The organism is Bradyrhizobium sp. CCBAU 51745, from assembly GCF_028128715.1.
In the GTDB taxonomy this organism is placed as follows: domain Bacteria; phylum Pseudomonadota; class Alphaproteobacteria; order Rhizobiales; family Xanthobacteraceae; genus Bradyrhizobium; species Bradyrhizobium manausense.
Genome location: NZ_LBJP01000093.1, coordinates 349,825 through 363,720, shown reverse-complemented (window position 1 = coordinate 363,720; position 13,896 = coordinate 349,825). Strand labels below are relative to the sequence as shown.

Sequence of the window (13,896 nt, the reverse complement as noted above, 5' to 3'; positions counted from 1 at the left end):
GCAATTTTCTCGTCTAGAGCCCTCGGGCGAGCCCATTCATAGGCAAAACGAGACCCACGGCAAGCTATGCTGCAGCGCAAGAAATTTCCTTGGAGTTTTAACCCTTTGCTCCAGCCCTGCTCCGGAATACCCGGACGCGCCCGCTGCCACTCCGGACCGGACTTTTCGAGACCGTCTCGGTCGTGCCTGCGGAGGCGGCAACTTGACTGCTCGACGCGGACACCGATCGCGCGGCCGGAGACTGCGCTGCCCTGGTCGAAGCAATCTGCAGCCGCAGGCCCACGAGCGGCTCCCGGCCGGTTGGCCCCGAAACCACAACCCGCTGCCCCGTGACCTTCATCTGCGGTGAGCCCAGGAAGATAGCGTCAGCCGTGATCTCGTAATGCTGGGCCGCAGAACCAAACACTTCGAACGTCGCCCCGACCAGTGGCAGCGCCCGCCCCCGGGTTCCTGAATATCCTCCGAGTTCAACAAAATTGGTGGCCTTCGGCTCACCCGGTCCGCCCACGCGCACCGAATGGCGCACTCCGAAATTCTGGGGACGCTCCGCCCAGTCGATGCCGAGGCCCTCGATGCGGGTTGGCGCCATCGGTCCCCCAAGCCATTCCCCGAGCCCCACCAACGTATCGCCACGCCCGGCCAAATGACCGAGCAGACGGAGGCCGGCAAAATCCAGCGGCGCCTCGTCCAGAGCCGCAAGGCCGAGTGGATCCGTCGACAGCTGAGCCGATTGGATTCGCGCGCCAAGCGAACCGCCCGCGGACCGGGCGCCAAGCTCAACTTGAAGGCGAGCGGGCGCCCATAACCGAACGACGACGCTGCCGCCCGGCGACCAGAGCACCGGCTCCTCAACCTCGGGAGGCAAAAGGAATTCAACCGAGCCGGAGCTTTGCGGATCCACCGACAGACTGACCTTGGGCGGTTGCGCCGCGTCCTCCGCCGAATCATAGCGGATCAAAAACAAGCCCTTCTGCAGATCGAGCGTCTTCTGCAGCGATGTCGATTTCATTGAGATATGCCCCCAGAAATTCAGTCACATCATAGCGAAGGCGCAGCGTTTAAGGCAATATACCGACCAGACGTTGTCGAATTTTAGCGTTAAATTGTTTCAGCTCTGCACGGCGGCGATTCCAGTGCTAGGACTAGAGATCGGCCGCCGTCGCGAAGGACCCATGCAGAAAATTCTCTTTGTTCATAATAATTTTCCTGCGCAGTTTCTACCGCTGTGTAAAGCGCTATCCGGTCGCGACGACATTCAGATGGCGGCGATCGGGTCGCCAACTGCACGCACCCTGCCCGGTGTTTCCTTGAAGAAGTACATGATCCCCGATGGGGAACTGGCAGCGGCGCATCCGTTTGCACGACGCTTTGAGGCGGAGTGCCGCCGCGCCGAGCAGGTGCTCTATTCGGCCTCCAACCTGAAGCAGCAGGGATTCGTTCCGGACCTCGTCATTGCCCATCCCGGCTGGGGCGAAATGCTCCCCCTGCGGCCACTATTTCCGGAGGCGCGGATCATCGCCTATTGCGAATTCTACTACCGGCCGAATGGGCAGGACGTTGGTTTCGATCCCGAGTTCCCCGACATGGGCGTCGACGGTCATATCCGCATTCACCTGAAGAACGCCGCAACGCTGCTGGCGCTTGACGATGCGGACGTCGGCCTCTCGCCGACCCTCTGGCAGCGCTCCACCTACCCAGACGTCTTCCAGAGCAAGATCGAAGTGATCCACGAAGGCGTGGATACTGAGGCGATCCGCCCACGCGATGACGCAGTGCTGACGCTGCGCTCGGGCAAGGTGCTGACGAAGGCGGATGAAGTCGTCACCTTCGCAACGCGCAGCCACGAGCCGTTGCGCGGCTTCCATTGCTTCTTACGAGCCCTGCCGGCGATCATGAAGGCTCGGCCGAAGGCCCAGATCTTGATCGTTGGTGGCTCGGGCACGCCTTACGGCCTGTCGCCGCCGGACGGCCATAGCTGGCGCTCCTATTTCTTCCGCGAGATCGAAGGCAAGGTCGATCACAGCCGCATTCATTTCACCGACGACCTGAGCCGCGAGGACTTTCTCAAGGCGTTCCAAATCTCGAGCGCCCACGTCTATTTCACCTACCCCTTCGTTCTCTCCTGGTCGCTGCTGGAAGCGATGAGCGCCGGATGCCTGGTGATCGGCTCGGACACAACACCGCTGCGCGAGATCATCGACGGCAGCAACGGCATCCTCGTGCCATTCTTCGATATCGCGCAGCTGTCCGAGCGCGTCATCGAAGCCCTGGCCAATCCGCGCCGTTTCGCGGGAATGCGGCGTGCCGCACGGGAGACCGTGGTCAGTCGTTACGACCTCGATAGGGTTTGTCTGCCGCGCCTTATCGACTTTTACAGGATCGCAGCCCCTGGCCGCGCCGTACGGGCGAAAAGGGCCGCGGCGAGCCGCAAGCGCTAGAGCCGATGGACGCCGTGCTCGAACGAGCTGCAGCTCTCCTCGATCCGGAGCAACACCCCGCTGCTCTGGAGCGGGCCGCCATTGCAAGCCTTCACCGCGGTGAACTCGAGGAAGCCTTTCACCTCGCCGACCGGCGCTGTCGAATCCTTCCCACTGCCCAGGCCCGCCACTACACGCTGCGCGCCGAGATTGCCCATCGATGCGGCTTTCCGGCCGCTGCACTCAAGGACATCAGCAAGGCGCTCGAGCTCGCCCCGGACGACCTCGCCGCCAATCGGCGCTTGATGCAATGGGGCGGCGTTGAAGATCGCACCGCTGCTGCGCGCCGTCTGATCGAGCTTGACCGCGACATGGCCCTGCTCGGCGAAGCGGTGACGCATCTGCAAGGCCAGGGCGAGACTGCGCTCGGTGCGATTCATCGTGTCGGCGACGGCCTCACCGGCTGGGCGGTTTGGCAGGGCCGCGGGCAGATGAGCCTGCGGATCGAGACTGATGCGGGAGCGGTCAGCCATTCCATCAAGAGCGATCCGCAGCATGCCCTTGCCGCAAAGGCCGAGCATGCCGCAAGTTTCAGCGTTGTGTTTCCGCCGTCGACGACACGTCGCGTCGTGAGCCTGAAGCTTGGCCGGCGCGCCCTCGCACAAAGTGTGTTTCCGGCGCCGCTTGCCACCGGTCGGGCAACGCATGGGGCGATGGACAAAGGAAATCTCATCAGCCGGACGAGAAGCCCATCCGCCGACATCACCATCATCGTTCCCATCTACGATGATTTCGAAGCGACCCGCCGTTGTCTTGAATGCCTGATGCAGTCCGTCCACGACCACGATCGGACCATGGTCGTGCTGGTCGACGATGCAACGCCGGACGAGCGCATCGCTGCGTTGCTAGATTCCTTCGCAACCGCACCGAACGTGCACTTGATCCGCAACGCCCACAATCTCGGCTTCATCGGTGCCGTCAATCGTGCGCTGCGTGCCACGCCTTGCGGTGACGTGATCCTGCTCAATGCCGACACGATTGTGCCCAAGGGGTTTGCCTTGCGCCTAAGCGAGGCGGCCCACGCAGCTGCCGACATCGGCACGGTGACGCCGCTGTCGAACAATGGTGAAGCGACCAGCCTGCCACTCGCTTTCACCGCCAATCCATTGCCTTCTATCGAGGAGGTTGCGCGTCTCGATGCGATCGCTGCCCGCGTCAATGCCGGGCGCGTTGTCGACATGCCGGATGGCATCGGCTTTAGCCTGTATATCACCCGTCAATGTCTGGATGCCGTCGGGGGACTATCCGACCATTACCATCGCGGCTATCTCGAGGACGTCGATCTTTGTTTGCGCGCACGCCAGCACGGCTTTCGCAACGTTTGCGCCACTTCGGTCTATGTCGGACATGCCGGCTCGGCGTCCTTCAAGGCCGAAAAACGCGCGCTGGTCGTGCTCAACCTCGCGAGGCTGCGCCTGCGCTTCCCCGACTATCGCAGCGAGAGCGCGACCTTCAAAGCACTCGATCCGCTGAAGTCAAGCCGCGGCGCCATCGAACGCGAACTCATCGCCGGCCAGCCGAAGACGATCGTGTTGTCCGGCCCGGGCGCCGCAGCGGATGTGGCAGAACACTTCGCAGGCCATGCCGTCGAACCAGCGCTCCTCGCGCTGTCAAACAAAAACGGCACGACGCTCGCGTTGCGCGATCCCGGCGACGACTTTCCGCAATCACTCGATTTCAAGCTTCCGGCCGATCAATCGGCACTCACCGAGACCCTGGCCGCGATTGGTCCCTCGCGCATTGTATTGGCCGATCCCGCGAACATACCGGCAGCATTTGTTCGGAATCTGATCGACGGCCGTGCGGCGTTCGATCTCTTGGTGACGGATGGCGGATTGCTTTGCAGTCGCGGCGGTCTTGATGAGAAGGGCCGCCTCTGTCCGACGCTGCTGGGTGCCGAGACCTGCAATTGCAGCGGCAAGACGATCGAGAGCTGGCTCGATCTGCTGACGCGCGAGAGCCGCCTTCTCGCGCCCGATATGGCCGCCGAGGCCTTCTTGCGTCGCCATCTCCCCTCAAATCTCGTCCACCGGGTACGGCTCGTCGGCCGTTCAGACAACTGCAGCCCTACCCGGCCGAAAGCTGTCGCCTCGCGAGGGACGGCGCTCGGCCTGCTTCCCATTGGGCACGGCACCGGAGACTTCGGCTTCTTGCGCGGCATTGTGCGTAGCGTGCGGCAGGGTCGCCCGGACGCGACAATTGTCATCTTGGGCGAAACGTTGGATGACCTGGCACTGATGGCGCTCGGCGGTGTGACGGTCACCGGGCGCATCTCGGTCGACGAGTTGCGTGATGTCGCGGCACTTCATCGATTGGGCAGGCTCTTGATTGCCCGACGCGGCCCACTGTTTGGTCACCCGATAATCGAAGCGGTGTGGAGCGACGTCGCCGTCCCGCTGGCCTTCTTCGACTGGTCGTTCGGCAATATCGGCGCGCACGAGGCCGACTTACCGCTGGCTCCCGCGAGTGACGCGGCCGCCACGGCAAGAGAACTGTTGGATTGGATGGCAAGACAATGGTGAAAATGCGCCGTTCCGCCCGAGTCAGTGCCGCCGCGTCGTCCCCATCTCCCGGGGAACTGCGCCACGAATTTGCACGCGACGAGGAGACCGGATTCTGGGGCTTCGTCTATGATCCGGAGGACCTGACCCGCCGATTCGTGGTCGAACTCCTGCTCGATGGGCTGCCGGTCCGACTGGCTCGCGCGGAATGTTACGTTGCCGAGCTCGCTGCGAAGGGCATCGGCGATGCCTGCTACGGCTTCTCGTTCGCTCTGACGCCGGAACTCGTCAGCGACAGCCGGCTTGCCGAAGTTCGCCTCGCCAACGATCTCGGCCCGATCGGCGCTTCAATTCGGCTCAATGCAGCCGCGGAGGTGATGACAGACCGCCGTGGCCTTGGAGCGGCCGAATGGATGGGCGGCTTGCGGTTTCGCGGATGGGTACGTTGCCCGGCAACGGAGTCACCGATGGTGCGCGCTGTCGTCGACGGCGAGCCAATCGCTGAAGCGCGCGCCAGCGGCTTCAGCCATGTTGGCGGCACCGACAATGCCGATCTGGTCAAAGCCTTCGACCTTCATCTTCCGACGGATTACGCGGATGGGCGGGTGCGCCGCGTGCACTTCATCACGGAGGATGAATGGCAATTGACGGTCGCTCCCGTGACGTTCGTAGCCTTTCCGGATGCGGTCGAACGGTTCTTCGCAAGCTTCAGTGACACGGAGTCTGATCGCCTGCGCGGCCAGATGCTCGACCGGCTGTTGCCGGCATCTGCTCCCTTTGCGAGCTATGAAAACTGGCGCAAGCGCTGGGATGAATCGCCTTCTCCGATTGTGACCATCGATCGTCCGACGGCCGTGGTGCTGATCGCAGGCGGCAATGAAGAGATCTCGCTGGAAAGCCTCGACCAGCAACAGCACGACAACTGGGTCGCGGCCGCTCTTCCGGCGCTGGATGGACCGGGCAGCTTTGATCCAGACGAACTGCGCGACTTCCTCGCTCACGACGGAAGCGACGCAGAGATCGTGGTATTCGCCCCTGCCGGCACCGTGTTCGACCAGCTTGCGCTGAAGGGGCTCGCACAGGGGCTCGCGACGATCCCGCAGGCTCGAACAGCCTATTGCGATTTGGAGATCTCTGGCGAGGATGCTCGTCCATGGCCGCTGGCTCTCCCCGCCTTCGACTATGAACGGATGCTCGAGCAGGGGTATTGCGCGCAACTCTTTGCCATGGACCGCGCAACGGTACTGGCCGCGCTCGCGGCAAGGCCGACGAATCTGTATCGTCTTTTCAACAGCCAATTCGACAACGGCGCGCCGCGTCACAGACAAATTATCCATGTTCCGGTCGCGCTCGGGCGCATGCCGCCGCTGGACGTGATCGTGCACAGCCATCTGCTGGCCAAGGCCAGCCTCACCCATCTTGCCGCGCGTGGCATCGCGGCAGAAACGAAGGCTCAGCGCGGCGCGCTGTTGCCGGCAGCCGGCGTGACCAGGAAATCCAGGCCGCGCACGCTCACGGTCATCATCCCGGTCCGTAACCGCAGGGACTTGCTGGCAGCCTGCCTTTCCAGTATCGCGCCGGTATTGACCAAAGCGCGAGCGCGCGTTCTGGTCGTCGACAACGACTCGAGTGACGCCGACATGGTCGACTATCTCGAGATACTGAAACGCAGCGGAACGGATGTGCTCGCTGTCCCGGGTGCCTTCAACTTCGCGCGGCTGAACAATCTCGCGGTGGCGGCGTGCGACAGCGACGACGTGCTGTTGCTGAACAACGATATCAGGGCGATGGATACCGTCTGGCTAGCTGAGATGCAGGGCCGACTGGCAGAGCCCGACGTGGGCGCCGTTGGCGCGCTGCTGCTGTGGCCAAGCGGCATGATCCAGCACGCCGGCGTAACGCTAGGTGCGAGTTTTGCCGCACAACATATCGGCAACGACCGGCTCGCCAGCGATCCTGGTTATGGCGACATGCTGAGAGTTGCGCGTGAATGCGGGTCGGTCACAGCGGCTTGTCTGTTGACCCGGCGCAGCGACTATCTCGACGCGGGCGGGCTCGATGAGATGCGCTTTCCCGTCAACTTCAATGACGTCGACTACTGCTTGACCTTACGCAGCCGAGGCAAGCGCGTCGTATGGACGCCAGCTGCACGACTTTACCATCATGAATCGGCGAGTCGCGGGCGCGATCAGATCGGCGATAAGGCCGCGCGCTTCGAACGCGAGCTGCGCAATCTCCGTAACAAATGGGGTGAACATCTCCTCGAGGACCCCTATTACAACCCCAACCTCTCGCTGGACGCAGTGCCGTTTTCGGCGCTGGCCTGGCCGCCGCGAGGCCGAGACCCTCGCGTCAACCGTGCTCCTTCGGCTGTTGAACTCCCCCCCGGGTTCTGAACGATGCCGTTGAAATTCACCGCGATTTTTTCTAGCCGCATCAGGGGTTTGCGGCCGCGCCGAGCACCTTGCGGTTCGGCGTCAGGATTCCAGGATAGGAAGGAACCGCACGTGTTTGAAACTAAGCGAGCGGCTGCAGAAGTCATTCATTTCGTAGGTTTGATGCAATGGTAAAGAAGGTCCTCAACGCTGGCAGCGGCCCGGTCAATCCCGAGCGGCTGCAACGGAGCTTCCGCAACGGGGGCTGGCAGGAAGTGCGGATGGATGTCGATCCGCGAGTCGCTCCCGACATCGTCGGCTCGCTCGAGGATCTCAGTCAGGTCGCCGACAAGAGCTTTGACGCGGTCTACTGTTCGCATAGCCTTGAACACCTTCATCCGCACGACGTCCGCTCTGCGCTGCGCGGCATCGTCCGCGTGCTCAAGCCTGACGGCTTCGCCCTGATCACCTCGCCCGATCTGGAGCCGATCGCCGCCCTGGTTGCCCAGGGGCGCGGCGAGGAAGTCGCTTACGAATCCCCGCTCGGTCCCATCACAGCCCTCGACATGATTTACGGGCACGCCGCATCGATCGAGAGGGGCAACTATTTCATGGCCCACAATACCGGCTTTACCGAAGAGCGGATGGCACGATTGCTGTTGGAAGCGCGCTTCGACGAAGTGCTGTTGATCAAGGGCAACTGCTACGACTTCTATGCCCTGGCTTTGATGCCACAGGCGGACAAAGCTCAAATCCTCGGCGAGTTGCGCAACGGCGGGCTCGACTTCACCGAGTAAGGCCTGCGGAAGATTTGCCAGGCGAAACAGGCACCGGGTTTCGCCCAGCGCCCGCGATCGCCGGCGAGCCCGTACCCAGCGACCCATTGGCAAAAAAAACAAAACGCCCCCGAAACCGGGGGCGCTTCTGACTACGCTCCTCGCTACGGAATTACGGCTTGTAGTCGGTATCGGTGAAGAGGATGTCCTGCACATTCGTGAAGGTCATCGTGGTACCGCCAGATGTAACAGTGGTGACGCCTGCGACCGTATTGATCGTGACGCTGCCGCTGCTGATACCATCCATGAAGGCCACGTTGCTGCCCGAGCCGCCATCGATCGTGCTGTTCGTGAGCGACGTAACCTCGAACTGATCGTTGCCCGAGCCGCCAGCGATCGAAGCCGTTCCCGAACCGGTGATGAAGAGGTTGTTGCCCGTGGACGCAGAGGCATCGATCGTATCGTTGCCAGAACCGGCCCAAAGTGTGTTTGCGCCGCCGCCGGTGACGGTCGCAATCGCCACCGAAGCGCCGTCCAAGTTGGCCTGGTTACCCGAGCCGCTGATGTTGACGATATCAATGCCGGAGCCGCCGAACAGCGTGTCGTTGCCATTGAGCGTAAACGTATCGGTACCCGAGCTGCCACCAGCATAGATCAAGGTGGCGCCAGAGCCGGCCACCAGCGTATCGTTGCCGCTACCACCCGCATACATAGTATCGTTGCCGCTGCCACCGGTCATCGACACATTGCCGGAGCCCGAGGCGTAGAACGTGTCGTTGCCGCCGCCACCGGTCATCGTCGTGTTGCCACCGGCAGACGAGGTCAGCAGCTCGCTGCCCGTACCGCCGGTCAGGGTGTCGTTGCCGGCGCCAGCAGTCAGGGTGCTATTGCCAGAGCCGCCAATCAGCAAATCGTTGCCCGTGCCAGCCGATTGCAGGGTATCGTTGCCACCGCCCGAGATCAGGGTGTTGCTGCCCGCCCCGAGCGAAACGATCAGGTCGTTGCCTGTGCCGCCGATCATCGAGTCATTGCCGGCACCGCCCCACAAGGTATCGCCGCCATTGCCCGCGATCAGGGTTTGGCTGCCGCTACCGGCATGGAGCTCGTTGTGGCCATTCCCGGTCGCCTCGAGCGTATCGTTACCCGAACCACCATAGAACGTGTCGTTGCCACCGCCTCCGATGAAATGGTTGCTGCCGCCGTTGCCGTCGTAGAACACATCATCGCCGGAGCCCCCGTAAATGGAGCTATTGCCCGTTCCGGCGATCAAGAAGTTGTTGCCCTCGCCGCCGTGGATCGTGTCGTTGCCGGCGCCTGCGGTAATCGTATCGTTGCCTGAGCTGCCCCACACCACATCGTTGCCGCTGTCGAGCAACGTGACCTTGGCGGGACCACCGTCGGCAATCACAATGCCGACATCCTGCGTCCCGTGGACCGCAAGGCTTCCGCCGGGCTCGACCACGATCAGCGCATCATTGGCGTCCGTCGTCAGGCCAGCCGGCGAGTCCCCTTCGATGAGGACATTCGCCGTCGGATCGACGGGTTGATAGCCGTTCAGCCCCTGAACTCGAATTGTATCGCTTGCGGTGGGGAAAAATCCCTTCGAAATCAGATAATTGTCAATTTCGGTAAGCGTCGCGGAATCAACATGAGGCCCAATGAGCGCGTTAAACTGAGTTTCGGTATAGTCATAAGTAGACATGTTACTGCCCCTTCCGACCGGGGGTTGCAACAACCCTCGGTTCATTTCCACAAAGTCGCCTCTCGTCCTCGCCGGCGCCTCCTGGTCAAAACGAAGGCGGATCACGAGCTATGCTTAATTATTGGTTAGATAGCTGGCTGGAGGTATTGGAGTCAATTGTTATAATTGTGCATTGCAATTTAAAAAATTTCTATTTGTTTTCAGCTGGTTACGTAAAGGTTCGGCCATGTCATGCTGCCCCAGTGGGCGACTCGCCCGATTTGCGGGCATGCTTTTGCGCCGGATGGTGAACACGGAGATTTACGGAACCTTCACTCCTCGGCCATGCAGCAAACGCATCCCTTGGTTGAATTCCTTACAATTACCGACAAGTAGCCACATTCAATAGGCGGGGGATCTGAGCAGGACGACGCAGGTCTTGAGCAGAATTTTGACGTCGAGCCACAGGCTCCAATTGTCGATGTACCAGAGGTCGTGATCGACTCGCGCCTTCATCTGCGAGAGCGTGGTCTCGCCGCGAAACCCATTGACCTGCGCCCACCCGGTCAGCCCAGGCTTGACGTGATGCCGATAGGCGTAATTGGCGATGAGCTGTCCGTAATAATCCGTATGCGCCGCCGCATGGGGCCGCGGTCCCACCAACGACATCTCGCCGCGCAGAATGTTGATCAACTGCGGCAGCTCGTCGATGCTGGTCCGTCGCAGCCAGCGCCCCACGGGGGTCAGGCGATTGTCATTGCGCGAGACCTGCTTCACCACCCGGCCGTCATCCATCGTGGTGAGGGTACGAAACTTGAATATCCTGAACGGCACTCCGCTAAAGCCGGTGCGGGCCTGCGTGAACAACACAGGACCTCTTGAACCGAGCTTGACCAGCAGCGCAGACGCCAGCATCAGCGGCGAAGCTGCAAGGAGCAGTACGGCGGAGACCGCGATGTCGAGGGCGCGCTTCGCAAGGCGCTCCTCGAGGCTCAGCGGAGCGCGCTGGATCTCGGTGGCCCAAACCCCTCCGACCGACAAATCATGCTGACCAAGAAAGCGCGAAACTTTGGGATCCGGAAATAGGCGCACCGGCAGCGGCACCGCACGCAGGATTTCCGCCAAACGGTCAATCTGATCGGCCCTGCCCCAATCCATCAGGAGAAAAAAGCTGTCGATCCGATGCTCCGGGCGCGCGACATCGATCAGTTCGCGGGCAAATCCGTCGAAATCGTCTGACGCCGGGATGATCCGAAACTGCGCAACCTCGTAATCGTGACAGGCGAGATCCTGCAGATGGCCGCGCGCCTCTTCGACGGCTCGATCGCTGACGACCACCACCTGCCGCGGCGCTATCACACGCAGGGCGCGAGCATGGCGCAACTGGGCGCCGAGCAAGGCGCGCCAGCCGACCAGCGCAATCCAGCCGGTCAGAAAGAACGCGATGGTCGCGCCACGGGACAGGTTCGGACCGACCTTCAGCAGAAACGCCAGCGTGACGAGCATAAGGAACACTGCAATCCACGCCATCGTAACCGCCCGGCACTGATAGGCTGGCTGCATCAGCCGCCTGACGGAATAATTGCCGCGGTAGGCCAGAAGGATCGAAAGATAGAAAGCTACGGCGCAGGCCAGACCGATGAAGGTCGTGAGGTCCCCGACCTCCTGCAGCATCGTGCGATGATAGCCGACCGCCGAAGCCAGACTCGCACCGACCAGCAGGCAAAGATCGACGAAAAATACTGCAGGACCAACCAAATAGTCGGGAATGCCAAGTCGCCGGGCCGAGACCGTGGCCCCACGCCGGGCTTCGCGGGACATCCGAAAGTCGGTAATGTCAGCCACAAGAATGACTCACCTGTAACCAGATTAAGAAAAAATTAAGGACACGTTATAGTGGCAGCTTCAGGGTTTGGCGAGTCGTTTGCTGGAATGCGGCATCGCGCACGGCGCCGGAGTCGCGCCTACAACGTCTGAATAGGCAAGAATGCAACACTCAGTCGGCAAAACTCCCGCACAATTTGCCGGGACTTGAATGAGAAAATCATTCGTTAGATTGATGAGAAACGATCGGCGGAAAGAGCGCTCTGCTCGGATAGAGAAAAGCCATATGCGCTCGGTTATTTCAGTCGTCCAACGCAAAGGTGGGGCGGGCAAAACGACCATTGCCATAAGCTTGGCGGGCGATTTGCATCGGCGCGGCATTTTTGTGGATGTCATCGATGCCGATCCACAGCGATCTGCCGCCGAATGGGCCGCGCCTGGACGGCTTCCCTTTCGGGTCTCCGAGGTGCCGCTGCGTTATGGTGAGGCCGCCCGCTGGGCCAAGCTGATCGGCTCATCGCCGGGGAGCGTCACAATCATCGACACGCCGCCGCACGAATACGCGGTTGGCGCTGCGGTCGCGGTCGCCGACATTGTCGTTCTGCCCTGTACACCATCAGGTCTCGACCTGAGTGCCACGGAGGAAACGATTTCGGCCATCGCCTTCGCGCGCAGCAAACGCCACGTCGACGTCCCCACCTTTCTCGTTCCCAATCGGGTCGATCCCCGAACGTTGGAAGGCCAGCAAATCGTCGAGGCGCTCGGCGAACTGGGAGAGACGGTCTGCGGCCCAATAGCTTCGCGATTAGCGTACGTTCGCGCTTTCTCGGCGGGCATGCTGCCCCGAGGTTACGCGATCTCGACGGAGCTTGCCGGACTGAGCGAGCCCGTGCTTGAGGCAATCCTGCAAACGGTGGACGCTTCCCATCTGCCGACAACCTGATTATGGCGCCAGGAAAAAATATACAGCCTGACTGACCGCGATAATCTCCCTGGTGTAACCGGGGATAAATCAAAATACTGTTTTCGGATACTTGGAGCGAGGCCGTTTTCCATCGTCGATCGATTGCAAGAACGCGCGCACGGAACAACGGCACACGCGAACCGCAGCGCAAGCCTCTCGCCGCTTGATCGTATTTGCTCGTTCGAGCGGCGCTAACTATTGGAGATATTTCGACCTGGGCAAACTCGTGCCTTGATTGCCTTCGACCTGCGCCGCCTGATCGCGGGCTCGCGCGGCTTGGGCCTGATCTCGAACATGCTTGATGTAGGGTCCCAAGAGCTTTCGCGCCTCGGCAATGCCGGCGCGGGCGTCGTTGACGTCGATGCCTCTTGGCAAGGGTGTCGCGGTTAGCTGCCTGTCCATCGCCTCGATCAACTTGGCGCAGTCGTCGCGATGCTCTCCCGCAACCAGTTCTGCAGCGAGCAGCCGGATGAGGTTCAGCAATGCCAGGGTGGTCACATTTGGCAAATCGCTCAATGCCGGGCCTTTCGCTTTGTCGCCTGCCCCATCCCAAGTCGCCAGCGTAGTATGATTCCTATTGTGGGCAGTTTGTGGTCTGCGTCCCCTTGCCGATCGCACGCAAATAATATACCGATATAATCAAATTAAATTATAAATGTTATTAAAGCAAGGCTGGATTATATAGCTGCGCATATCGCGGGCGGCCAGAATTGCTCGCAGATGATTTCCGATTTGAAATCGAGGTCCAGACTTTCCCGCAGCAAAATGGGCGGGTGCTGGCGAGGCCGTTGGCGGAGACCGACCAACGTTCGGCCCCGATCCAGGCAGCCGCAAAGCAACCGAGAGTCACTTCACCCCTTAGGGACGGTGGCGCCACAGATAATGCGTCAGCGCAGCGCCCACGGGAACGATGCCGCCTCTTGAATCAGGCGGCCCAATTGGGGGCCGGCTTGACGCTCAGTATGCGCGGCGGAGGACAGGGCCTACAGGCGCACAAACGTGATCCCAGTACCAACCATACGGTGTCTCGACGCGGACCCTCGGACAGCGGCGCGATGGCACGTAGCGATAGGGGTAAGGCTGTGCCCAGAAGGTCGCCGGTGTTGCCGGGCCGTCACCCGTCAGCAGAGCTATACTCGCAGGCATCTGCATAGCAGCGCTTGCGCCGCTGGCCACACCAAACGATGCAGCCAAGCTCAGAAGACCCACCCGCGCGAACGTCTGCAACATTCGTAAAGCTCCCTTGCCCCAGCCGAATTCGCCGCTAGCCCGTTTGATTGTCAAAGCGGACGAACCCA

10 protein-coding genes are annotated in these 13,896 nt (G+C 61.4%); 5 read left to right on the top strand and 5 right to left on the bottom strand.

Annotation, left to right across the window (positions count from 1 at the left end):
• Nucleotides 1–97: 97 nt before the first annotated feature.
• Nucleotides 98–1,009 (bottom strand): hypothetical protein, encoded by a 912-nt coding sequence (locus XH98_RS37985; protein WP_271621607.1) that lies wholly within the window; start codon nucleotides 1,007–1,009, stop codon nucleotides 98–100.
• Nucleotides 1,010–1,103: 94 nt separating this feature from the next.
• On the opposite strand from XH98_RS37985, the gene XH98_RS37980 reads away from it, so the two are divergent.
• Nucleotides 1,104–2,438: a glycosyltransferase gene (locus tag XH98_RS37980; RefSeq protein ID WP_271621606.1), complete on the top strand. Its 1,335-nt coding sequence runs from the start codon at nucleotides 1,104–1,106 to the stop codon at nucleotides 2,436–2,438.
• Here XH98_RS37980 and XH98_RS37975 read toward each other — a convergent pair.
• Nucleotides 2,435–2,950 carry a hypothetical protein gene (locus XH98_RS37975; protein WP_271621605.1) on the bottom strand — a complete coding sequence of 172 codons (516 nt, stop codon included), beginning with the start codon at nucleotides 2,948–2,950 and terminating at the stop codon, nucleotides 2,435–2,437. The genes XH98_RS37980 and XH98_RS37975 overlap by 4 nt on opposite strands.
• Between XH98_RS37975 and XH98_RS37970 the strand changes: the two genes are divergently transcribed.
• From XH98_RS37970 to XH98_RS37960, 3 genes are all read left to right on the top strand, one after another.
• Nucleotides 2,909–4,999, top strand: a complete 2,091-nt coding sequence (locus XH98_RS37970) for a glycosyltransferase family 2 protein (protein WP_271621604.1) — start codon at nucleotides 2,909–2,911, stop codon at nucleotides 4,997–4,999. The two genes, XH98_RS37975 and XH98_RS37970, sit on opposite strands and share 42 nt — an antisense overlap.
• Entirely contained in the window at nucleotides 4,978–7,374 is a 2,397-nt protein-coding gene (locus tag XH98_RS37965; RefSeq protein WP_271621603.1) for a glycosyltransferase family 2 protein, read from the top strand. The genes XH98_RS37970 and XH98_RS37965 overlap by 22 nt, the downstream gene beginning before the upstream one ends.
• A 167-nt stretch (nucleotides 7,375–7,541) precedes the next feature.
• Entirely contained in the window at nucleotides 7,542–8,150 is a 609-nt protein-coding gene (locus XH98_RS37960; protein ID WP_220001554.1) for a class I SAM-dependent methyltransferase, read from the top strand.
• Between the two features lie 151 nt (nucleotides 8,151–8,301).
• On the opposite strand, the gene XH98_RS37955 is transcribed toward XH98_RS37960, so the two are convergent.
• Entirely contained in the window at nucleotides 8,302–9,831 is a 1,530-nt protein-coding gene (locus XH98_RS37955; RefSeq protein WP_271621602.1) for a calcium-binding protein, read from the bottom strand.
• Nucleotides 9,832–10,212: 381 nt separating this feature from the next.
• The gene (locus XH98_RS37950; protein ID WP_271621601.1) at nucleotides 10,213–11,631 is read right to left on the bottom strand and encodes an exopolysaccharide biosynthesis polyprenyl glycosylphosphotransferase; all 1,419 of its coding nucleotides are present in this window, start codon (nucleotides 11,629–11,631) and stop codon (nucleotides 10,213–10,215) included.
• Nucleotides 11,632–11,920: 289 nt separating this feature from the next.
• Here XH98_RS37950 and XH98_RS37945 point away from each other — a divergent pair, with 289 nt between their 5' ends.
• A complete protein-coding gene (locus XH98_RS37945; protein ID WP_220001557.1) occupies nucleotides 11,921–12,577 on the top strand; it encodes a ParA family protein in 657 nt (218 codons plus the stop codon).
• 216 nt (nucleotides 12,578–12,793) lie between these two features.
• Here XH98_RS37945 and XH98_RS37940 read toward each other — a convergent pair whose 3' ends face one another.
• Entirely contained in the window at nucleotides 12,794–13,114 is a 321-nt protein-coding gene (locus tag XH98_RS37940; RefSeq protein ID WP_220001558.1) for a hypothetical protein, read from the bottom strand.
• Between the last annotated feature and the right edge of the window lie 782 nt (nucleotides 13,115–13,896).